Source organism: Ochrobactrum sp. 19YEA23, assembly GCF_029909865.1.
Lineage (GTDB): Bacteria > Pseudomonadota > Alphaproteobacteria > Rhizobiales > Rhizobiaceae > Brucella > Brucella gambitense.
Genome location: NZ_JASAMQ010000008.1, coordinates 183978 through 206565, shown reverse-complemented (window position 1 = coordinate 206565; position 22588 = coordinate 183978). Strand labels below are relative to the sequence as shown.

Here is a 22588-nt window from a genome sequence, read left to right as displayed (position 1 = left end):
GGCAAAAGCGGGAAAACAGGGGAGAAGAGCATGGCGGATGACGGTTCAGCGACAAAAGACGGTCCGGTGCTTTCACTGCATCAGCGTATTTTGGACGATATTGAATCGCGCATCCTGTCGGGGGAATGGGCGCCGGGGCACCGTATCCCGTTCGAGCACGAGCTGACCGAACAATATGGCTGTTCGCGCATGACGGTGAACAAGGCGCTGACCCAGCTTGCCAAGGCTGGGCTGATTGAGCGCAAGCGCAAGTCCGGCAGCTTCGTTTCGTTCCCGCGTTCGCAGGCCGCCATTCTCGAAATTCATGATATTCGCGATGAGGTTGCGGCGCTCGGCGCACCATACCGGTTTGAACTGCTCAAGCGCTGGGACCGTCTGAGCGGGCCAGCCGATGCGCAGAAGATCGATATTCCGCGTCACACGCAGATCATTGATCTGGTCTGCCGCCATCACGCCGGACAGCGGGTTTTCGCGCTGGAAGAGCGCATCATCAATCTGGCTGCTGTGCCGGATGCGGCAGCGGCGGATTTTTCCGAACATTCGCCCGGTCCGTGGCTCGTGGCCTGCGTGCCCTGGAGCAGCGCACAGCACTCCATTCGCGCCACAGCGGCGACGCCGGAAAATGCTGCATTGCTCGATATTGCGCCGGGATCGCCCTGTCTGGTCGTCGAACGCCAGACATGGAATGCCGATCTGCCGGTAACGCATGTGCGCTTCACCTATCCCGGCGATAGCCACGCGCTGGTGGCCAGGTTCACGCCGTCGCAGGGATAATCCCAAAAAAGAAAAAAGCCGCCGCAATGGGAGCGGCGGCCAAGAGGCGGCGTGATCTGGGTGGTGATCACACCGCGGATTGGGTCGAAATTTTATGCGGCGCGCTTCAGGGCGTCGCGGATAACCGAAACGATCGTGTCGATCTGTTCCTTTTCCACGATCAGCGGCGGCGACAGTGCAATCACATCGCCTGTGACGCGGATCAGCAGGCCCTTCTTGAAGCAATCCACAAAGACGTCATAGGCGCGTGCGCCCGGTGCGTCCTTGCGCGACGACAATTCAATAGCGCCGACCAGACCGAGATTGCGGATGTCGACGACATTCGGCGCATCTTTCAGCGAATGCAGTGCTTCCTGCCAATGATCAGCAAGCTGTGCGCCACGGGTCAGCAGGCCCTCTTCGGCGTAGACTTCCAGTGTGGCAAGGCCAGCGGCACAAGCGACCGGATGGCCGGAATAGGTGTAGCCGTGGAACAGTTCGATGGCGTTTTCCGGGCCGGTCATCAGGCCGTCATAGACCTTGCGCGCGGCGAAGACTGCGCCCATCGGAATTGCACCGTTGGTCAGGCCCTTGGCGGTGGTGACGAGGTCTGGAACAACGCCGAAATAATCGACTGCAAACGGCGTGCCGAGACGACCGAAACCGGTGATGACTTCGTCGAAGATCAGCAGGATGCCGTATTTGTCGGCGGTGGCGCGGATGCGCTCCAGATAGCCCTTCGGCGGCAGAACGACGCCAGCCGAACCGGACATCGGCTCGATGATGACAGCGGCGATCTTTTCAGCGCCGTGCAGCTGAACCAGACGTTCCAGATCATCCGCCAGTTCAATGCCATGCGCAGGCAGGCCCTTCGAGAAGGCATTGCGCTCGATGTCGAGCGTGTGGCGCATATGATCGGCAGGGATCTGCGGGAAGACGCGGCGATTGTTGACCAGACCGCCAACTGAAATGCCGCCGAAACCAACGCCGTGATAGCCCTTCTCGCGACCCAGCACCATGGTGCGGGTACCCTGACCGATTGCGCGCTGATAGGCGATGGCGATCTTCAGCGCCGTATCGACCGATTCCGAACCAGAATTGGTGAAGAACACGCGGTCGAGCTGCGCAGCCGGACCACCCGGCGCGATGGCAGCGAGCTTTTCGGCAAAGTCGAATGCAATATTGTGGCCCATCTGGAAGGTGGGCGCGAAATCCATCGTGGAAATCTGGCGCTCAACGGCTTCGGTAATCCGCTTGCGGCCATGACCGGCATTGCAGCACCACAGACCAGCCGTCCCGTCGAGAACCTGATGGCCGTCGGTGTCGGTGTAATACATACCCGATGCGCTGGCGAGCAGGCGCGGAGCGGCCTTGAACTGCCGGTTTGCGGTGAACGGCATCCAGAAGTTTTCAAGGCTGGGCGCGTTGGTTTTGGTGAGCATGGTAACCTCCTATTTTCAGGCAGGAGGACACGCTTTGCGAAGGGCAACAAGCCCTTTTCTTCAAATGTTTAAGCTATTGATTTTATGGCGTTGATTTTGGAAAATTATGCTATATCGAACATCATAAACAGAAGGGGAATGTCCGATGAGTATCGATATCGGCGGAAGGTTGCGCTATGTGCGCATGCGGCAGAATCTGTCGCAGCGCGAGCTTGCAAAAAGGGCTGGCGTGACCAACTCGACCATATCGCTGATCGAGGCCAATCAGTCCAATCCGTCGGTCGGTGCGCTCAAGCGTATTCTCGATGGTATTCCGATCGGCATGGCCGAGTTTTTCGCGCTGGAGCCGGATACGCCGCACAAGGTATTCTATCAGGCGGAAGAGCTGGTGGAAATCGGCAAAGGTCCCATTTCCTATCGGCAGGTGGGCGACCACTTGTTTGCGCGCTCGTTGCAGATGTTGAAGGAGCGCTATGAGCCAGGCTCCGACACGGGCAAGGTGCTGCTGATGCATGAGGGCGAGGAGGGCGGTATCGTCATCTCGGGCCGCATCGAGGTGACAGTCGGCAGCGACCGGCGCATATTGGGGCCGGGTGACGCCTATTATTTTTCCTCAAAACTGCCGCATCGCTTTCGTTGCATCGGGCCAACAGCCTGCGAGGTGGTCAGCGCCTGCACGCCGCCGAGTTTCTGACGGCGCGCAGGAGAACGGTATTTAATTGTAGCGCGAGATACCGAGATCGTCGGCGCGGATATCCGGCTTGTTGCCGCTGACCAGATCGGCCAGAAGCTTGCCCGACCCGCAGGACATGGTCCAGCCCAGCGTGCCGTGACCGGCATTGATGAACACATTGTCGTAACGGGTTCCGCCGATGATCGGCGTGGAATCCGGCGTCATCGGGCGCAGACCCGACCAGAAGGTCGCAGCCTTGAGGTCGCCGCCGGGGAACAGATCGCTGACCGACAGGTCAAGCGTTGCGCGGCGGGCCGCCGGAAGATCCTTGGTGAAGCCGGACACTTCCGCCATGCCGCCGACGCGGATACGGTCACCCAAGCGGGTGATGGCGATCTTGTAGCTTTCGTCCAGAACCGTCGAGACCGGCGCGCGGTCCTCATCGATGATCGGTGCGGTGATCGAATAGCCCTTCACCGGATAGATCGGCGCATTGAGGCCAAGCGATTTGACGAGCGCAGGCGTATAGCTGCCGAGCGCAACCACATAACGGTCTGCCGTGAGAATGCCGTCTGAGGTTTCCACGCCGGAAACGCGACCTCCGGACAGAACCAGCGACTTGATATTCACGCCGAAGCGGAATTTGACGCCCATGCCTTCGGCAATCTTGGCCAGCGCATTGGTGAACTTGAAGCAGTCGCCGGTTTCGTCATGGGGCAGGCGAAGGCCGCCGACAAACTTGTCCTTCACGCGGGCCAGCGCCGGTTCAACCTTGGCGCAGTCGTCACGGTCGAGCACTTCGAACGGCACGCCGTCCTGGCGCAGCACTTCGATATCCTTGCCGATGCCATCGAGCTGATATTGCTCGCGGAAGAGCTGCAAGGTGCCCTGCGTGCGCTGGTCATATTCGATGCCGGTATCCTTGCGCAGATCGACAAGAACATCGCGGCTATATTCCGCCACGCGGACCATGCGGGTCTTGTTGACCTTGTAACGGCTGTCCGTGCAGTTGGCGAGCATCTGCGTCAGCCAGACATACTGCTTGGGATCGGATGTCGGGCGGATGATCAGCGGCGCATGCTTCTGGAACAGCCACTTTGCGGCTTTCAGCGGAATGCCGGGAGCCGCCCATGGCGAGGCATAGCCGGGCGAAACCTGACCGGCATTGGCGAAGCTGGTTTCCAGCGCCGGACCTTCCTCGCGGTCAATGACCGTCACTTCATGACCAAGCTTGGCCAGATAGTAAGCCGTTGTGACGCCGATGACGCCGCTGCCGAGTACGGTAATCTGCATGTTCGCCTCTTTTTTGTTATGCATTTTGGCTCGAACGCGCGCTATCCACGTAGAAACGGGCATAGCGGTTGCCGAGCGCTGTCAGAATTTCATAAGGGATCGTGTCACATTGGCTCGCCACGTCTTCCAGACGCTGATGCGGGCCGATCAGTTCCACGAGACTGCCAAGCTTGAGCGTGCCTTCCGGCAGCGCGCTGACATCAAGCGTGATGGAATCCATCGAAACACGTCCGACGATGGGCAGGCGGGTTTCGCCGTAAAAGGCCGAACCCTTGTTGCTGAGCGCGCGGAACCAGCCATCGGCATAGCCCACTGCGATGGTGGCGATCCGCATGGGCCCCTCGGCGATATAGGTGCCGCCATAACCGATGGCCGCACCTTTTTCCACGTCGCGCACCTGAATGACGCGCGCCGACAGCGTCAGCACCGGAACGATCGCGCTTTTGGGTCCGACGCCATAAAGCGCGACACCGGGGCGCGCGAGGTCGAAATAATAGGATTTGTCGAGAAAACTGCCGCCCGAATTGGCAAAGGCGACGGGCAGTTTCGGCAGGCGGGCCAGTGCGGCGCGCATGGCGGCAAGCTGGCTCGCATTGGCCGGGTTTGCCGGTTCATCGCCGCTCGCCAGATGGCTGATGATAAACCGCACATCAATGCCATCGAGCAGCGCAAGATTGTCGGCCAGCCGGTCCAGTTCCCTGGCTGAAAGGCCAAGACGCGACATGCCGGTATCGACTTGCAGCAGCGCTGGCAGTTTCTTGCCGCTGCTGGCCGCCAGATTGGCCCAGTTTTCCACTTGTTCCAGAGAATTGAGCACCGGCACAATGCCTTCGCGGGCGCAGGCGGCTTCTGTGCCGGGTTGCAGGCCGTTCAGCACATAAAGCGTCGCATCGGCGTTCAGCACAGGCCGCAGCGCGATGGCTTCGCTCAGATGCGCTACGAAGAAGTCCCGGCAGCCCGCTTCGTAAAAGGCGGGCGCAACGCGGTGTGCGCCAAGGCCATAGGCATCGGCTTTGACGACCGCTGCCGCGCGGGTCGGCGCGATATGCTGCGCAACGGCGGAATAATTGTGCCGCAGCGCCGCAAGATCGATGGTCAACAAGCCGCCTGCGGCGAGATCGCTTTGCTCTTTCGAAAAATGCATCGACATATCAACCATATCCATTGCGCAACGTTTATTGCCCCATACCCCCGGATGCGTTGCCGTATCCAAACGGGCATCGAGATATATTAATCGAAGACTATTCGAATGTTTTTGCTATCTGTCGCAGATTATGCGAATTTTGGCACATCCTGCGCACGTTTTAGCTTTTCATTCGAAGAATATGCATGGCGACACTCGACAGTATAGACCGAAACATCATTCGTTGTCTGCGCCGCGACGGGCGCATGACCAACAGCCAGCTTGCCGCCGAAGTGGGGCTGTCCCAGTCCGCCTGTCTGCGAAGGGTGCAGATTTTGGAGGAAGGCGGCGTCATCCGTGGCTATACGGCCATCGTCGGCTCATCGGGCGGTGACGAGCGACTGGTCGCCATTGTACGCATCACGCTCGACCGGCAGACCGAAGAATATCTCAACCGCTTTGAAGAAGCCGTGCGGCGGCATCCGGAAGTGCAGGAATGCTATCTGATGACGGGGGATGCAGATTATATTCTGCGCGTCGAAGCTGAAAACGCGGCGGCTTATGAAATCATTCACAAGGAAATCCTGTCGCGCCTGCCGGGCGTGGCGCGCATCCATTCCAGCTTCGCCATTCGCACGGTGCTGCTCTCGAAAGCGCCGTCATCGCGTGCGTAACAAGCAAAAGCCCGGCAGTGCCGGGCTTTTTCAACGCATGTGCTGATCATGTAGATCAGAAATTGACCGAATGCAGGACCGATGCGTCGATCGTGTTGATATCGCGCTTGCCGCATAGCGCCATGGTGACGTCGAGTTCCTTGCGGATGATCTCAAGCGCCAGCGTGACGCCTTCCTTGCCCATGGCGCCGAGGCCGTAGAGGAAGGGGCGACCGATGAAGACGCCCTGTGCGCCGAGCGCGCGGGCCTTCAGCACGTCCTGACCGGAACGAATGCCGCCATCAACATGCACTTCGATCTGATCACCCACGGCGTCGACAATCGGCTTCAGCATGGAAATGGATGACGGTGCGCCGTCGAGCTGGCGACCGCCATGGTTGGACACGATGATGGCATCTGCGCCGGTCTTGGCGGCCATCTTCGCATCTTCCACATCAAGGATACCCTTGAGGATCAGCTTGCCGCCCCATTGTTCCTTGATCCAGGCCACATCGCTCCAGTTCATCTGCGGGTCGAACTGTTCCGCAGTCCAGGAGGAAAGCGAGGAAAGATCGGTCACGTTTTTGGCGTGGCCGGCAATGTTGCGGAAGGTGCGGCGTTGCGTGCCCATCATGCCCAGGCACCAGCCGGGACGGGTCGCCATCTGCCAGATATGCTTCGGGGTGAACTTTGGCGGGGCGGACAGACCGTTGCGGATATCCTTGTGGCGCTGGCCGAGGATTTGCAGGTCGAGCGTCAGCACGAGGGCCGAGCAGCCTGCGGCCTTGGCGCGGCCAATCAGGTTCTTCACGAAGTCGCGGTCCTTCATCACATAAAGCTGGAACCAGAACGGCTTCTTCGTCACCGAGGCAACGTCCTCGATGGAGCAGATGCTCATCGTGGAGAGCGTGAAGGGCACGCCGAAAGCCTCAGCAGCCTGAGCGGCCAGCATTTCGCCATCGGCGTGCTGCATGCCGGTGAGGCCTGTCGGTGCGAGCGCGACCGGCATGGCCACATCCTGACCGATCATGGTCGTTGCGAGCGAACGGTTGGTCATGTCGACCAGCACGCGCTGGCGCAGCTTGATCTTCTTGAAGTCGTCCTCGTTGGCACGATAGGTCGACTCAGTCCAGGCGCCCGAATCCGCATAATCGAAAAACATTTTCGGGACGCGGCGCTGGGCGAGCCGCTTCAGATCGGCGATTTCAACGATGTTGGACATTACTCTTGCCCCTTGTGGTAAGTTTTCTTGACCACTCGCATGAAGGATCGCGCGACTGAAATCAAGTGCGAAGCTACAAAACACCGACATCAACTGGTCGTCAATTGAAGGTGATGGCTATTTTGCTTATGCTAATGCTCTGCGTAATACGTTCGCAATGGAACAAGGATTGAGACATGAGCAAGGATGGCAAGGGTTCCAAAACTGGTTTCATCGGCAAAAGCTCAAGTGCTGCCGGTGGCTGGGGGGCTCTGAAGAGCTGCGGCAAGCAGCTTCTGGCCAGCGGCGCGCCGCTGACGGGCGCGCGTGCCTTGCTCAAGGCCAATCAGCCTGATGGTTTCGACTGCCCCGGTTGCGCCTGGGGCGATCCGGAACATGGTTCGTCCTTTGAGTTCTGCGAAAACGGCGTCAAGGCGGTGGCCTGGGAGGCGACCGACCGGCGTACCACGCCCGCTTTCTTCCGGGATCATACGGTTTCGCAATTGCGCAAATGGACCGATTACGATCTGGAAAATACTGGCCGTCTGACGCATCCGCTTCGCTACAATGCGGCGACCGACAAATATGAGGCGGTTGAATGGGATGTGGCTCTGGAGCGCATTGGCGCGCTTCTGCGTGAGTTCGATCATCCCAACCGGGTTGAGTTCTACACGTCGGGCCGCGCTTCCAACGAGGCTGCCTTTCTCTACCAGCTTTTCGTGCGTGCCTATGGCACCAATAATTTCCCCGATTGCTCTAATATGTGCCACGAAGCCAGCGGTGTGGCGCTGAAACAATCGGTCGGCGTCGGCAAGGGCACGGTGCTGCTTGAGGATTTCGAACAGGCCGATGCGATTTTCGTCGTCGGGCAGAACCCCGGCACCAATCATCCGCGTATGCTGGGCGATTTGCGCCGTGCCGCCGAACGCGGCGCGCGCATCGCGGTGTTCAATCCGATCCGCGAGCGCGGGCTGGAGCGTTTTGCCGATCCGCAGAACAAGCTCGAAATGCTCCATGGCGGCAGCGAGGCGATTGCCAGCGATTATTTCCAGCCGCGTCTGGGCGGTGATCTGGCGGCGTTTCGCGGCATGGCAAAGGCGGTATTCGCGGCGGACGACGCAGCGCTTGCCGCAGGTGAGCCATCCATTCTCGCCCGGGATTTTCTGAGCGCCCATACCGCCGAACTCGAAGCCTATCGCGCTGCCGTGGATGCCACGACGTGGGAGGAGATCGAAGATCAGTCCGGTCTGTTGCGGCAGTCTCTGGAGCGGGCCGCGCAGATCTATATGGATGCAGAGCGCGTGATCTGCACCTGGGCCATGGGCGTGACCCAGCATCGCCATTCGGTGATCACCATTCGCGAGATCACCAATTTCATGCTGCTGCGCGGCAATATCGGCAGGCCGGGCGCTGGCCTGTGCCCGGTGCGCGGCCATTCCAATGTGCAGGGCGACCGCACGGTTGGCATTAACGAAAATCCGCCGCGCGCATTTCTCGATGCGCTGGAAAAGGAATTCGGTTTCGATGTGCCGCGTGAGCCGGGCCATAATGTCATCGGTGCCATTGGTGCCATGCTGGACGGCACGGCACAGGCCTTTATTGGCCTCGGCGGCAATTTTGCCCGCGCGACGCCGGACAGCCCGATCATCGCAAAAGCGCTGTCGAGCCAGCGTCTGACCGTGCATATCGCAACCAAGCTCAACCATTCGCATCTGGTGCCGGGGCAGGATTCGTTCATTCTGCCATGTCTCGGACGCACCGAGATCGATCTGAATTCCAAGGGCGTTGCCCAGATCGTCACGGTCGAAGATTCCATGAGCATGGTGCATGGATCGGGCGGCATCAACTCGCCAGCCTCGCCGCATCTGCGGTCGGAAGTGGCGATCATTGCTGGCATGGCCAATGCGACGCTCGGCCCCAAGCCTGTCAACTGGCTGGAAATGGCCGACGATTACGACCTGATCCGCGACCGCATTGCGCGGGTGCTGCCTGATTTCTACGACTTCAACAAGCGTGTGCGCGTGCCGCGTGGTTTCCATCTGCGCAACACGGCGCGTGAGCTGGAATGGAATACGACGAACGGCAAGGCCACGTTCTGGACCGGTGCGCTGCCGGAAGCCATCGAGCACCAGCAGGCACGCGGGCGTCCGGGTCGTTATGTGTTGCAGACTTTCCGCAGCCATGACCAGTACAACACGACCATCTACGGCATGGATGACCGCTATCGCGGCGTCTATGGCGAGCGGCAGGTCGTGTTCATGAACCCGCTCGACATGGCGGATATCGGTGTCGAAGCGGGCGACCGCGCCGATATTGTCGGCGACTTTGTCGATGGTCTGGAACGCGTCGCACGCGACTTCCGTTTTGTGCCCTATGACATTCCGCGCGGCTGTATCGCTGGCTATTATCCGGAGATGAATGTGCTCGTGCCGATTGGCAGCTCCGGCGACGAGAGCTTTACGCCGACCTCAAAATCGGTGATCGTCTCGTTCCGACCGGTACAGCCCGTCGCTGCTTGATGGAAGAAACAGCTGCCGAATATATGGCGCTTGTCGAGAGGCTGGTGGCCACTTCGGAAAATCTTTCCCCATTTAGCGCAGGCATTATTGCTGCGCTGACGCTGGGCGTTGCGTCCGACAGCCGGGCTTTCGCCCGGGTGCTGGGGATCGAGCATGCACTGGTGCTGCGTGAGGTGAACCTGCTTGGCGCAGACGGCGGCTATCTCCAGATCACGCAGCGCGATCCGCGCACCCAGCGCACGCGCTATGAACTTAGCCCCGCCGGTCAGCAGTTGGTTGAGAGAATCTAGAACCAATCCGCTTCCAATTTGAGCCGTCACTTGGTTGCGTCCCGCCGGGCGCGGCCCTGTTGCGCCCATGGACTGGCAAAAATCGTCAGCTGCAACGGGCGCTTGCGTATTTCATAAAAACATCACTTGCTATTGGTTCTATATAGGTTCTATCATACTCGTCATGAATAGAACCACCTTGATCACTTCCATTGAAGAGCGCGGCCTGCACGATCCGCAGCGGACGGGGCCGCTTTATCGCAATCTGGCGCGTATTCTCGGTGAACTGATTGAAGAGGGAAAGCTGGCACCTGCTGTCGGGTTGCCACCGGAGCGTGATCTGGCCGAGGAGCTTGGGCTTGGGCGCATCACGGTGCGCAACGCCTATAAGGAATTGCTGGCGCAAGGCGCGGTTGAATCCCGGCGTGGCAGCGGTACATTTGTTGCAGAGCGTCCGGCGCGCATCAGCCAGCATCTGTGGCGGCTGACATCGTTTTCGGAAGACATGCTTTCGCGTGGCAAGGAGCCGGGCGCGCGCGTGGTGACGAACCGTATCGACAAACCATCGCCAGACGAAGCCTTCCGGCTCGGCGTCGGCGTGGATACGTCCATTGTGCGGCTCGACCGTTTGCGCCTCGCCGATGGCGTGCCGATGGCTTTTGAGCGCGCCGTGGTGCCGCGTCATTATCTGGATACGGATCGCGTCGATGAAGCGTCGCTTTACGGTGCGCTGGCGCGGCGTGGTTACAAGCCGGTGCGCGCCTTGCAGCGACTGACCGCCGTTACACTCGATCCCGGCACGGCGCGCCTTCTTGGCGTGCATCGCGGCGCTCCGGCGCTTTTGATTGAACGCATCTCGCATCTCGATGACGACCGTATCGTCGAATACACCCGCTCGCATTATCGCGCCGACGCTTATGACTTCGTCGCTGAACTGAAAATTGGAGAATGATCATGGTGAACCAACCATCCCTCATGTTGCAGGAAACCGAGCAATCGCCTGCGGTGGTTGCAACGCTTCTGGAAAAGGAAGCCGGTACGCTGGCCGAGATCGCAAAGATTTTCGCGAAGAATGAACCGGCGGTCATCACGACAGCGGCGCGCGGTTCTTCCGATCACGCGGCGACATTCTTCAAATATCTGATGGAAATCACCATGGGCATTCCGGTCGCCTCCATCGGGCCTTCGGTTGCTTCCGTCTACGGCTCGAAGCTGAAGCTTGCCGGCGGCGTGCATTTCACCGTTTCGCAGTCTGGCGCCAGCCCCGACATCGTGGCGGCGCAGGCCGCTGCCAAAAAGGGCGGTGCGACGACAATTGCCGTGGTCAATGTGGTGGACAGCCCCCTTGCGAAAGAGGCGGATCTGGTTCTCGCGCTGAATGCAGGCGAGGAGAAGAGCGTCGCGGCCACAAAGTCTTTCATTGCAGCAGTGGCTGCCCTGTCAGGTGTGGTGGCTGCCGCCAGCGGCGATGCCGATTTGCGCGCCGGTTTGCAGCGTCTGCCGGAAGCGCTCGCCGCAACCCGCCCGGATGGGCGCGAAGCCGTGGAAAACCTCCTGTTCAATGCGCGCTCGCTTTATACCGGCGGTCGCGGCACGGCCTATGCCATTGCACTGGAATCAGCCCTGAAGGCCAAGGAAACCGCCAATATCCATGCCGAGGCTTTTTCGCTGGCCGAGCTGATGCACGGTCCGATGCGACTGGTTGAGGAGGGGTTCCCGATCCTGTCCTTCCTGCCGCGCGACGAAGCTTTCGACACCAATATTCAGGCCCTGAAGCGGCTGCATTCCTTCGGTGCGAGCATCGTGACACTGTCCGATGCCGAAACGCCGGGCTTCCGCCTACCATCGGCCAGCACGGGCAGCCCGCATCTTGATCCGCTGGTCTCGCTCATCAATTACTACCGCGTCATTGAAGCGGTGACGCGCCGCAAGGGTTTTGATCCCGACAAGCCGCGCAATCTCAACAAGGTCACGGTGACGGTATGACGAAAAAATCAGCAATCGCGGGGGCGCGGATTTTCGATGGCGACCGGTTTCATGACCAGTCTGCCCTTGTTTTCAGCGACGGCAAGGTTGAAGCCATTGTGCCGGAAGCGGCACTTGGCGAGGCCCATCAGGTCGAGCGCCTGAAGGGCGGCGTCATTGCGCCGGGTTTCATCGATGCGCAGGTGAATGGCGGCGGCGGGCGTATGCTCAATGATCAGCCGACGCCGGAAACTATGTTCGTGATTGCCGAAGGTCACCGTAAATACGGTACGACCAGCCTTTTGCCGACGCTCATTACCGATACGACGATTGTGCGTGACCGCGCCATTGAGGCGGCAGTCGAAGCGGTGAAAGCCGACAAGGGCGTCGCGGGCCTGCATCTTGAAGGGCCGCATCTGGCGCCTGCGCGCAAGGGTGCGCATCTGGCCGAGCTGATGCGTCCGGTCGATGACGCTGATATCGCGCTTTATATCCACACGGCGGAGCAGATCGGCACCTTGCTTGTGACCGTCGCTGCCGAACAGGTCACGCCCGAACAGGTGCGCCGTTTGAGCGATGCCGGTGTTGTGGTCAGCATTGGCCACAGCGACACGGCGGCGGAAGAAGCCTTCAAGCGCTTTGACGCCGGTGCGCGCAGCGTGACCCATCTCTTCAACGCCATGAGCCAGATCGGCCATCGCGCGCCGGGTCTGGCAGGCGCAGCGCTCGATCATCCGGATATCTGGTGTGGGATCGTTGCCGATGGTCATCATGTCGATCCAATGGCGCTGCGTCTGGCGCTGCGCGCCAAGCGCGGCGACGCCCATCTTTTCTTTGTGACGGATGCGATGTCGCTGGTTGGCTCCAATGCGGAGAGTTTTGAAATCAATGGTCGCGCCGTGCACCGCGTGCCAGGCGGCATCTGCTCCAAGCTGATCCTGTCCGATGGCACTATCGCCGGTTCCGACCTCGATATGGCCTCGGCGGTGCGCTTTGGCGTGGCCGAACTGGAGTTGACGCTGGCCGAAGCCCTGCGCATGGCGAGCCTTTATCCGGCACGGTATTTGCGGCTTGCAGATCGCGGATTGCTGCGTCCGGGCATGCGTATGGATGCCGTGCATCTCGATGACGGATTGTTTGCGAAAACAACCTGGCGCTCCGGCGTGAAACGGGCTGCGGGGTGAGGGGAAAGCAGATGACAGCTATTACTGACCGCTATTTCAACGATCTGATTGCCCGTTTGGCCACTCTGCGTGACCGTCTGGCCGAACCGATGGAAAAGGCAGCCGACCTGATTGCCGCCGCCGCGCGCGCTGACCGTCGGGTCTATGTGTTCGGAACCGGCCATTCCCACATGATGGCGGAAGAGTTGCATTATCGCGCCGGTGGTCTGGCGATCACCGTGCCGATCCTCTGCGGCGCGATCATGCTGCAGGATGGGGCGGTTGCCAGCTCGCATTTCGAGCGGATCGAAGGCGCGGTGCTGCCGATCCTCGACCGCTACGGCATTCAGGAAGGCGACGTGTTGATCGTCGTGTCCAATTCCGGCGTCAATGCTGCGCCAATCGAAGCGGCGCGCTATGCCCACGAGAAGGGGGCGGCGGTGATTGCGGTCACGTCGGTCACCTATTCCAGTGCGATTGCCAAGGGACGCACGCAACTGCTTTCACTTGCCGATGTCGTTCTCGACAATGATGCGCCTGCGGGCGATGCCGTGCTGGAAGTGGAAGGCAGCGCCCTGAAGGTGGGGCCGGTTTCCACCGCGCTTGGCGTGACGATCCTGAATGCGATCTTTGCCGATGTCGCATCCCGCCTGGTGGATGATGGCAGCGCGCCGGTCTATCTCAGCGCCAATATGCCGGGCTCCGGTGACGTCAACCGGGAACTGGTCGCGCGGTATCGGGATCGCAATCCGCATCTTTGATCAAATAAGAGCAATCTTTCTTCCAAAGTTGCTTGATAGCGCAATCCGGTCAGTGCATTACGCATTCTGGCATGGCGGAGACCGCATCGTGAACTAGTTTCAAGGCGCGCGCTTTGGCCCGCGCCTTCGAAAACTGAGGAAGTCCGATGCATAATTTTGTCCTGACCGTCACCTGCAAGTCCACCCGCGGCATCGTTGCTGCAATTTCGGGTTACCTTGCGGCCAAGGGTTGCAACATCATTGATAGCGCCCAGTTCGACGATCTCGATACGGGTCGTTTCTTCATGCGCGTCAGTTTCATTTCGGAAGAAGGCGTAGCGCTCGAGACCCTCAGCGAAGGCTTCCAGCCCATTGCGGCCCCGTTCGACATGGATTTCGATTTCCACGACAACGCCAAGCGCACCAAGACGCTTTTGATGGTCTCGCGCTTCGGCCATTGCCTCAATGATCTGCTTTATCGCTGGAAGATCGGCGCACTGCCGATCGATATTGTCGGCGTGGTGTCGAACCATTTCGATTACCAGAAGGTTGTCGTGAACCATGACATCCCCTTCCATCATGTGGCCGTCACCAAGGCCAACAAGCCGGAAGCCGAACAGCGCCTGATGGATATCGTCAACGATACCGGCACGGAGCTGGTCGTTCTTGCGCGTTATATGCAGGTTCTGTCCGACCAGCTTTGCAAGCAGATGTCCGGCAAGATCATCAATATCCACCACTCGTTCCTGCCGTCCTTCAAAGGCGCGAACCCATACAAGCAGGCCTATGAGCGCGGCGTGAAGCTGATTGGCGCTACGGCGCATTACGTCACCGCCGACCTCGACGAAGGCCCGATCATCGAGCAGGATGTGGCGCGCATCACGCATGCGCAGAGCGCCGCCGATTATGTTTCCATCGGTCGCGACGTCGAGGCACAGGTGCTGGCCCGCGCGGTCCACGCGCACATCCACCACCGTTCGTTCCTCAATGGCAACCGCACCGTGGTCTTCCCGGCTAGCCCCGGCTCGTTCGCCTCCGAACGCATGGGCTGATATTGCCGCTCTGGCGGCCTGCAAATCGCGCCTTGTTGCGCTTCCGGTGCTCACGTACTTAAGTACGCTGCGCGCCGGTTCTCAAAAGCCACGATTTTCGGCTCGCCATAACGACAATCTCGCTAATCGCCGATGCCCAGCTAATAAAGAACCCCGCTTTTGCGGGGTTACTTTGGCCCTTTATCAAACTGGTCGATTCCCGATGAGAAAATCCCGTGTAAACGTCAACAGTTTCGAATGGTCCTTTGATTGCGGCGGAGCTGAGTGGCGTAGGCACGTCTAAGTTCTTCGCGCTCTTGAATGCTATGCGCGCTCTGGATTTCCAGTATAGCTTGCCTCTGAGCGTAAGTATGATCTAACGTAAAAATGAAATATTATTATTCTGATGTGATCGTCATATCCATACTTTATGTTATAGTTTAATGATGTATTTTATATATATGCAAAATCGCCTCCATTTTTATGCAATAGTTATTTTATATTGTTTTTGGTAATTTTTTATTATCAAAAATAACGGAGATTGCTATGCGTAAATATTGTGTAATAGCCATTATCGCCTGTTCTATTTTCTCCATTGGGACTGCTTACGCTGGAAATGCCGCAATGAAGCAGAATGTGTCTTTAGACAAATCTGTCGTTAATCAATCAATATATAACGTAAATAAAGAGACTAGGAAGAAACCACTTTTTTCAAAGAATAATCAAAAAGTTGCCGGAGCATCTTGTATTTATCCAACGGGCATGGCGTGCGAACGAAGCTGCGCTAGCGACGGTGAAGGGCTGTGTATCAAATGCTCTAATGGTTATTACGGCTGTGTTAGGCTTTGAGAACGGAGTCAGAATAAAGCGTTTAACTGAAAAACCCCGCTTTCGCGGGGTTTTCTTTTGACCGTTATTCAAGATCAGTCGATGTCGAAGGAAACCCCCTGTGCAAGCGGCAGAGCCTTCGAATAGTTGATGGTGTTGGTTGCGCGGCGCATATAGCCCTTCCACGCATCCGAACCAGATTCACGGCCGCCGCCGGTTTCCTTTTCGCCGCCGAATGCACCGCCGATTTCGGCGCCCGAAGTGCCGATATTGACGTTGGCGATGCCGCAATCCGAACCTTCAGCCGAGAGGAAGCGTTCTGCTTCCTGCAGGTTCAGCGTGAAGATCGAGGACGACAGGCCTGCGCCGACTTCGTTATGGCTCGCCAGAACGTCGTCGAAGTCGGAATACTTCATCACATAAAGGATCGGTGCGAAGGTTTCTTCGAGAACCGGACCTTCCTGCTTTGGCATTTCGACGATGGCCGGACGCACGTAGTAAGCGTTTTCATGGCCGCTATCGACGCGCTCGCCACCCTGAACCTTGCCGCCATGGGCGGAAGCTTCCTTGAGGGCCTTCTGCATGTTGTCGAAGGCAACCTTGTCGATCAACGGACCGACCAGAGCAGTGGTTTCAAGCGGCGAGCCGACGGAAACGCTGGCATAGGCCTTCTGCAGGCGCGGGACGAGAGCGTCATAAACGCTTTCATGAACGAACAGGCGACGCAGCGTCGTGCAGCGCTGGCCAGCGGTGCCCATGGCGCCGAAAGCAATTGCGCGCAGAGCCATGTCGAGATCGGCCGACGGGCAGACGATACCGGCATTGTTGCCGCCGAGTTCGAGGATCGCGCGAGCGAAACGCTTGGCAAGACGCGGACCAACTTCGCGGCCCATGCGGGTCGAGCCGGTGGCCGAGAGAACCGGAACCTTCGGGCTGTCCACGAGGACTTCGCCGATTTCGCGGTCGCCGAGCAGTACCTGCGAGAGGCCTTCCGGCGCATCGCCGAAGCGCTTCAGGGCACGCTGGAAGATCGCATCGCAGGCGAGAGCCGTGAGGAGGGTCTTTTCAGACGGCTTCCAGACAACCGAGTTGCCGCAAACGATGGCGAGGGCGGCGTTCCACGACCAGACGGCCACGGGGAAGTTGAAGGCGGAGATGACGCCGACAACGCCGAGCGGATGCCAGGTTTCCATCATGCGATGGCCAGCGCGTTCGGTGGCAATCGTCAAGCCGTAGAGCTGGCGCGACAGACCGACAGCGAAATCGCAGATGTCGATCATTTCCTGGACTTCGCCGAGGCCTTCCGAAGTGATCTTGCCAGCTTCGATCGAAACGAGGCGGCCGAGATCTTCCTTGGAAGCGCGCAGTTCTTCGCCCAGAAGACGGATCAGTTCGCCGCGCTTCGGTGCCGGAACGTTGCGCCAGGCGCGAAAGGCTTCATCGCCCTTGTCGATGATCTTGGCAGCGTCGTCCTTGCTGTGGGTCTTGACCGATGCGATCTGCTCGCCCGAGACCGGGCTGAAACCAGCAAAGTTGCCTGCGGTGTAAACGGCAGCGTCAACACCGAGCTTGGCGAGAAGCTCTGCGGCTTCCTTCTTCACGTCGACTTTTCTGACAGCGGTGTTCATAGCTTTCCTCTCTATGTCTTAACTTTACTCTGCCGCTTCAAGGCCGCCGAGGCGGGCCTGTAGGGCTTCGATGGATTCACGTTCGATACGGGCGTAATGCTCGAATTCGTTGAGAACCTTGGCGCCAAGGTCTTCTTCAAAGCGCTTCTGGTTCGGGCTTTCCACGAATTCCTGCGTGTCGTCATCGCCCAGATTAGACTGGAATATACCGGCAGCGCTGACCGGCAGGAAGTCTTCATAGGTCAGCGGGTCGAACTGAACCGCACCAGCGGCTACAAGAAGCTCGATATCGGTGTTCGGCTTGAGGCTTGCAAGCTTTGCGGCATCCTTGACCGAATAGGCGAAGTAGCCGAGGCCCGCTTCACGAATGCCAGCCCATGTATCCGGGAAAGCCGCGAATGTGTCGCTTAGCGCCTTCACATAGGTGCTTGCATTGGAGCCATCCGGGGCCGGACGGGCAATAGCGCGGGTGTCGTTGAGAAGCTTGTCGTAAAGGCCGCGCCCCTTTGGCGTCAGGGCAATGCCGCGTTGTTCAATTTCACCGAAACGGGCGGTGTGCGAACCGGGGGTCCACTGACCGTCGCTGCCGATGAAGGATACTTCTTCTTCCAGCGCCTTGAACGAGGTCTGGCGCAGGAGGATCGGGCACTTGCGGGTTGGCGGGCCTTCGACAACAGCCTTCGGATTGATGCCGCGTTCCGGCATCTGCTCCTGCACGGCATCAATGTCGAGCGTGCGCGGCGTCAGATGGTTGATGTGCGGGCCCTTGAACGAAACAACGTCGGCAATCAGGCGGTGTGCATCATGCAGGCGATGGTAAAGCTCGGCCGAGACATTGGCGTGATCATGCCAGCGGAAGGTTTCCAGCACTTCAGCCACGAAAGCCGTCGCGTCGGCATCATTGAGGCCGCCTTCGGCTTCGGCTTTAGCAACCAGAGCAACGGCGCCTGCGGTGAAGATGTTGCGCTTGGCCAGAACTTCTTCCGATTCTGCACGCAGCTTCTCGTCGGCGATGAGGTCGAGACGAAGAAGCGAGGTGAAGACGCGGAACGGGTTGTGCTTCAGCGCGGCATCGTCAATCGGACGGAAAGCGGTGGAATGCACAGGAACGCCGGCGGCGCTCAGGTCGTAATAGCCGACCGGGAACATGCCCATCACCGCGAAGACGCGGCGCATCATGGAAAGTTCAGCAGCGGTGCCGAGGCGGATAGCGCCATGACGCTCTTCGGAAATACGCTCCAGTGAGTCGGTTTCCGTCAGGCGTTCGTGCAGATGGCTGTCGTCCGCCAGAACCTTGGCGTTCACATCTGCGACGAGTTCCATCAGCGTGCCATAGGCAGGCACTTCTTCCCTGTACATGCCGGACATCGCAGCCGAAAAGGCGGAGCGAATGGCGTCTGGCGATACGAATTTCTGCGCGTTCATGGCGTATGCTTCCGTGGAACTTGGATCGTCTTTGTAGGGGTCATATTCAGCATTGCGAAAACATGACGGGATTATGATGAAAATGTATCATATCAGCCGCTTTCCGGTTATGATTGCGCCGAAAGCAACTATGTTAATGCGAGATTGGAATGAAGCTAAGCAGGAGACTGATTCCGGACATCGCCACTTTGCAAGCCTTTGAATGTGCTGCACGGCATGGCAGCTTCACCCAGGCGGCCAATGAACTCAATCTCACCCAGAGCGCCGTCAGCCGTCAGATCAAGGATCTGGAAAGCCAGCTCGGCGTGCTTTTGTTCGAGCGTATCCGCCAGCGCATTCTCCTGTCCGATGCGGGGCGCAAGTTTCTGCCGGAAGTCCGGCGTCTTCTCAACCAGACCGAAGATACGATGTTGCGCGCCATGGCTTCGGCGCAGTCCACATCGTCGTTCAGCGTCGCGACCTTGCCGACATTCGGCACGCGCTGGCTGATGCCGCGTATTCCCGATTTTGTCGAGAAACATCCGGGCATTGCCATCAATGTGGCGTCGCGTTCGGGCGTTTTTGATTTCGAGGAACAGCCGCACGATCTTGCCATCCACTATGGGCAACCGGTCTGGGCGCACGCAACCTGCACTTTTCTGTGCAGCGAGGTGATCGTGCCCGTCGCAAGCCCACGCCTGCTGGAAGCGCGCCATCCTTCCGCGCCGGAAGATCTGGAAAGCGAGCCGCTTCTGCATCTCGCGACACGTCCGAAAATGTGGGCGCAATGGTTTGAGAGCTGCGGCGTCGAGGGGCAGTCCGCCTATCGGGGGCACCGTTTCGATCAGTTCTCGATGGTGATCGGGGCGGCGCTGGCCGGTCTCGGCTTTGCGCTTCTGCCGCTTTATCTGATCGAGCAGGAACTGCGCGATGGCGATCTGGTGCTGCTTTTCGAAAAGCCCATGCGTACCGAGAATGACTATTACCTTGTCGTGCCGGAAGGAAAACTGGAGAATCCGCTGACCCAGGTGTTCTGCCAGTGGATTGCCGGGCAGGTGGGTAACACGGACTATTCGGCACTGGTTCATTCCAAACCGGAATGAATTGTTGCGCAATTAGCGCTGTCCATCCGGCTTTCGCGGCGTGAAATAGAACTAATCCGGCACGCGATGTGCCTTCCACTATACGAAATGGTTGTTGCTCAAAATGTTGAACGATCCGCGCTCTCATGGTCTTTGGGAAAAGACCGCTCCGGCTGCTCCGAAGACCACGTCGCTGCAAGGTGACCTGACAGCGGACGTGGTGATTGTGGGCGGCGGTTTCTCCGGTCTTTCCACGGCTTTGCATCTGGCGGAAAAGGGCGTGAAGGCGATCGTCCTTGAAGGCATCGAGATCGGCTTTGGCGGTTCGGGGCGCAATGTGGGTCTGGTCAATGCCGGCATGTGGGTGATGCCCGATGATCTGCCGGGTGTTCTCGGCGAAAAATACGGTGCGCGTCTGCTCGATGTTCTGGGCAATGGTCCGAAGCTGGTTTTCGAAATCATTGAGAAAAACAAGATTGCCTGTGAAGTCGAAAAGCAGGGCACGCTGCATTGCGCCGTTGGCGCGAAGGGCCTGAAGGAACTGGAAGACCGCTGTGAGCAATGGGCGCGTCGTGGCGCCAATGTGAAGCTGCTGGACGCCAGGGAGACGGAAGCCAAGGTCGGCACCAAGGCCTATGCGGGTTCGCTGCTCGATCTGCGCGCCGGTACAATCCAGCCGCTGGCCTATGTGCGCGGTCTGGCCCATGCGGCAGTTGGTGCAGGCGCACAGATTTTCACGGGCAGCCCGGTAGTTGGCGCCAGCGAGCAGAACGGCAAGTGGACCGTCAAGACCGCCAAGGGTTCGGTCACGGCTGACTGGGTGGTCGTCGCTACCAATGCCTACACCAATGTGCCATGGGCTGAAGTCCGCGCCGAACTGGTGCATCTGCCCTATTTCAATTTTGCAACCACGCCGCTCTCCGACAATCTGAAAAAGAGCATTCTGCCGGAACGTCAGGGCGCGTGGGACACGAAGGAAGTTCTGTCGTCCTTCCGTTTCGATCAACAGGGTCGTCTGGTGTTCGGCAGCGTTGGTGCCTTGCGCAATACGGGCGCTTCCGTACACAAGGCCTGGGCGAAGAAGTCGCTCAAGCGCCTGTTCCCGCAGATCGGCAATGTCGAGTTTGAAGCGGAATGGTATGGCAAGATCGGCATGACCAATGACAGCCTGCCGAAGTTCCATCGTCTGGCCCGCAATGTGGTCGGCTTCTCCGGCTATAATGGTCGCGGCATTGTCCCGGGCACCGTGTTCGGCAAAATCCTGTCGCAGCTCGTTTCGGGCGAAATCAAGGAAGACGATCTGCCACTGCCGGTCAGCGATCCCAAGGCGCAGAATTTCCGTGGTGTTCGCGAAGCTTACTACGAAGCAGGCGCGCAGATCGCCCATGTGGCGGAAATGGTAATCTGATTTTTTGCGCCCCGGCGGCTTGTCATAAAACCGCAGCGCAAATCCTCTATTGCGATGCGCATCGTCTCCAGTTTGGAGGGATGCGGATCGCTGATGGCCATGAACATTCAATGCCTTATAAGCCTTCCGATGGACGTGATTCCGCCGGAAGGCTTTTTGCTTTCCAAGCATTTCCAGCAAAAGTGCGAAGCGGTTTTGCGTCGGACAATGCGTAAAGACAAATAACTGGAGCGGTTCCGACGATTTGCTAAAACAGGATCCGCTTCATGTTCCAAACCGCAGGATGTTTGACAGGTGCACCATGAATGGAAATGATCGTGCCTATCGCCATAACAGTATCTGCGCGCTATCAGTTCGCACGCGGCAGGGCTGCGCTGGCATTGCCGGCCATGCTGGCGAGCATTACACCGAAATTCGAGGAGCAAACCCCATGAACAAGATGCTGAAGCGGGCCGTCGCCGTACCTGCGCTTCTTGCTCTATCCATCGCTGTGGCACAGGCCGACACGCTGACGCTTTATACCTCGCAGCCCGAAGCGGATGCGACCAAGACCGTCGAGGCTTTCCGCAAAGCCAATCCGGAAACGGAAGTGCAGATTTTCCGCTCCGGCACCAGCGAACTCCTCACCAAGCTTGCCGCTGAATTTTCCGCCGGTGCGCCGCAGCCAGACGTGCTGCTGATTGCCGATGCGGTGACCATGGAAGGCCTGAAGAAGGACAAGCGCCTGCTCGCCTATCCGGAAGCCAAGGTCGACGGTTTTGCAGCCGACGCCTATGACGCCGACAAGACCTATTTCGGCTCCAAGCTGATCACTACCGGCATTGCCTACAATACCGGCGCGTCGCAGAAGCCGGAACATTGGGCCGATCTCGCCAAGGCCGATTATAAGGGCCAGGTGGTCATGCCGAGCCCGCTTTATTCGGGTGCTGCGGCCTATCTGCTGAGCGGCTTTGCGCTCAACAAGGATCTGGGCTGGGATTACTTCAAGAATCTCAAGGCCAATGAACTGGCAAGCGTGAAGGGCAACGGCGCTGTGCTGAAGTCTGTTGCCAGCGGTGAAAAGCCTTACGGCATCCTCGTTGACTTCATGGCGCTCAACGCCAAGGCCAAGGGCTCGCCGGTCGAGTTCGTGTTCCCGTCGGAAGGCGTGCCTGCCGTAACCGAGCCGGTCGCCATCATGGCCACCGCCAAGAATGTCGATGGTGCCAAGAAGTTCGTTGACTTCATCCTCTCCGACGACGGTCAGAAGCTCGCGCTGGATCAGGGTTATCTGCCTGCCAAGGAAGGCGTTGGCCGTCCGGCCTGGCTGCCGGAAGGCACCAAGATCAACATCATGTCTATCGACACCCAGAAGGTTCTCGATCAGACTGACGCCGACAAGAAGCAGTTCTCCGAGCTGTTTGGCGGATAAGG

The 22588-nt window shown here is 58.8% G+C and carries 20 protein-coding genes; 14 read left to right on the top strand and 6 right to left on the bottom strand.

The window, feature by feature from the left end:
* Positions 1 to 30: 30 nt before the first annotated feature.
* Positions 31 to 774 carry a histidine utilization repressor gene (hutC, locus tag QBD01_RS20075; protein ID WP_280994232.1) on the top strand — a complete coding sequence of 248 codons (744 nt, stop codon included), beginning with the start codon at positions 31 to 33 and terminating at the stop codon, positions 772 to 774.
* Between the two features lie 92 nt (positions 775 to 866).
* On the opposite strand, the gene QBD01_RS20070 is transcribed toward hutC, so the two are convergent.
* A complete protein-coding gene (locus QBD01_RS20070; protein WP_078338832.1) occupies positions 867 to 2195 on the bottom strand; it encodes an aspartate aminotransferase family protein in 1329 nt (442 codons plus the stop codon).
* Positions 2196 to 2340: 145 nt separating this feature from the next.
* Here QBD01_RS20070 and QBD01_RS20065 point away from each other — a divergent pair, with 145 nt between their 5' ends.
* Complete coding sequence (locus QBD01_RS20065; RefSeq protein ID WP_280994231.1) at positions 2341 to 2889, top strand: cupin domain-containing protein; 549 nt, start codon at positions 2341 to 2343, stop codon at positions 2887 to 2889.
* Between the two features lie 21 nt (positions 2890 to 2910).
* Here QBD01_RS20065 and QBD01_RS20060 read toward each other — a convergent pair whose 3' ends face one another.
* Positions 2911 to 4161 carry a D-amino acid dehydrogenase gene (locus tag QBD01_RS20060; RefSeq protein WP_280994230.1) on the bottom strand — a complete coding sequence of 417 codons (1251 nt, stop codon included), beginning with the start codon at positions 4159 to 4161 and terminating at the stop codon, positions 2911 to 2913.
* 16 nt (positions 4162 to 4177) lie between these two features.
* On the bottom strand, positions 4178 to 5320 hold the full coding sequence (gene alr, locus QBD01_RS20055) for an alanine racemase (RefSeq protein WP_280994267.1): 1143 nt from the start codon (positions 5318 to 5320) through the stop codon (positions 4178 to 4180).
* Between the two features lie 170 nt (positions 5321 to 5490).
* Here alr and QBD01_RS20050 point away from each other — a divergent pair, with 170 nt between their 5' ends.
* Positions 5491 to 5958 (top strand): Lrp/AsnC family transcriptional regulator, encoded by a 468-nt coding sequence (locus QBD01_RS20050; protein ID WP_078338830.1) that lies wholly within the window; start codon positions 5491 to 5493, stop codon positions 5956 to 5958.
* 55 nt (positions 5959 to 6013) lie between these two features.
* On the opposite strand, the gene QBD01_RS20045 is transcribed toward QBD01_RS20050, so the two are convergent.
* Complete coding sequence (locus QBD01_RS20045; RefSeq protein ID WP_280994229.1) at positions 6014 to 7159, bottom strand: alpha-hydroxy acid oxidase; 1146 nt, start codon at positions 7157 to 7159, stop codon at positions 6014 to 6016.
* 176 nt (positions 7160 to 7335) lie between these two features.
* Here QBD01_RS20045 and QBD01_RS20040 point away from each other — a divergent pair, with 176 nt between their 5' ends.
* The 7 genes from QBD01_RS20040 to purU all read left to right on the top strand — a co-directional run bounded on the left by QBD01_RS20040 (position 7336) and on the right by purU (position 14846).
* Positions 7336 to 9657, top strand: a complete 2322-nt coding sequence (locus QBD01_RS20040; protein WP_280994228.1) for an FdhF/YdeP family oxidoreductase — start codon at positions 7336 to 7338, stop codon at positions 9655 to 9657.
* The gene (locus QBD01_RS20035) at positions 9654 to 9947 is read left to right on the top strand and encodes a hypothetical protein (RefSeq protein WP_280994227.1); all 294 of its coding nucleotides are present in this window, start codon (positions 9654 to 9656) and stop codon (positions 9945 to 9947) included. The genes QBD01_RS20040 and QBD01_RS20035 overlap by 4 nt, the downstream gene beginning before the upstream one ends.
* Before the next feature lie 163 nt (positions 9948 to 10110).
* Positions 10111 to 10878, top strand: a complete 768-nt coding sequence (locus tag QBD01_RS20030) for a GntR family transcriptional regulator (RefSeq protein ID WP_078338879.1) — start codon at positions 10111 to 10113, stop codon at positions 10876 to 10878.
* A gap of 5 nt (positions 10879 to 10883) precedes the next feature.
* Positions 10884 to 11912 carry an SIS domain-containing protein gene (locus QBD01_RS20025; protein ID WP_280994266.1) on the top strand — a complete coding sequence of 343 codons (1029 nt, stop codon included), beginning with the start codon at positions 10884 to 10886 and terminating at the stop codon, positions 11910 to 11912.
* Positions 11909 to 13075, top strand: a complete 1167-nt coding sequence (gene nagA / locus QBD01_RS20020) for an N-acetylglucosamine-6-phosphate deacetylase (RefSeq protein ID WP_280994226.1) — start codon at positions 11909 to 11911, stop codon at positions 13073 to 13075. The genes QBD01_RS20025 and nagA overlap by 4 nt, the downstream gene beginning before the upstream one ends.
* Before the next feature lie 11 nt (positions 13076 to 13086).
* Positions 13087 to 13815: a sugar isomerase domain-containing protein gene (locus QBD01_RS20015; RefSeq protein ID WP_280994225.1), complete on the top strand. Its 729-nt coding sequence runs from the start codon at positions 13087 to 13089 to the stop codon at positions 13813 to 13815.
* Between the two features lie 146 nt (positions 13816 to 13961).
* Positions 13962 to 14846 (top strand): formyltetrahydrofolate deformylase, encoded by an 885-nt coding sequence (gene purU, locus QBD01_RS20010; RefSeq protein WP_280994224.1) that lies wholly within the window; start codon positions 13962 to 13964, stop codon positions 14844 to 14846.
* 902 nt (positions 14847 to 15748) lie between these two features.
* Here purU and QBD01_RS20005 read toward each other — a convergent pair.
* Together QBD01_RS20005 and QBD01_RS20000 are read right to left on the bottom strand one after the other, a co-directional pair.
* Positions 15749 to 17281 carry an aldehyde dehydrogenase family protein gene (locus QBD01_RS20005; protein WP_182520903.1) on the bottom strand — a complete coding sequence of 511 codons (1533 nt, stop codon included), beginning with the start codon at positions 17279 to 17281 and terminating at the stop codon, positions 15749 to 15751.
* Positions 17282 to 17305: 24 nt separating this feature from the next.
* Positions 17306 to 18706, bottom strand: coding sequence for a VOC family protein (locus QBD01_RS20000; protein WP_280994223.1), 1401 nt, complete (start codon positions 18704 to 18706; stop codon positions 17306 to 17308).
* 149 nt (positions 18707 to 18855) lie between these two features.
* Here QBD01_RS20000 and QBD01_RS19995 point away from each other — a divergent pair, with 149 nt between their 5' ends.
* From QBD01_RS19995 to QBD01_RS19980, 4 genes are all read left to right on the top strand, one after another.
* Positions 18856 to 19788 carry a LysR family transcriptional regulator gene (locus tag QBD01_RS19995; protein ID WP_280994222.1) on the top strand — a complete coding sequence of 311 codons (933 nt, stop codon included), beginning with the start codon at positions 18856 to 18858 and terminating at the stop codon, positions 19786 to 19788.
* A 103-nt stretch (positions 19789 to 19891) separates the two neighbouring features.
* The gene (locus QBD01_RS19990; protein WP_280994221.1) at positions 19892 to 21175 is read left to right on the top strand and encodes an FAD-binding oxidoreductase; all 1284 of its coding nucleotides are present in this window, start codon (positions 19892 to 19894) and stop codon (positions 21173 to 21175) included.
* A 305-nt stretch (positions 21176 to 21480) separates the two neighbouring features.
* Positions 21481 to 21609, top strand: coding sequence for a hypothetical protein (locus QBD01_RS19985; protein ID WP_268898820.1), 129 nt, complete (start codon positions 21481 to 21483; stop codon positions 21607 to 21609).
* Positions 21606 to 22586 (top strand): ABC transporter substrate-binding protein, encoded by a 981-nt coding sequence (locus QBD01_RS19980; protein WP_280994220.1) that lies wholly within the window; start codon positions 21606 to 21608, stop codon positions 22584 to 22586. The genes QBD01_RS19985 and QBD01_RS19980 overlap by 4 nt, the downstream gene beginning before the upstream one ends.
* The last annotated feature ends 2 nt before the right edge of the window (positions 22587 to 22588 follow it).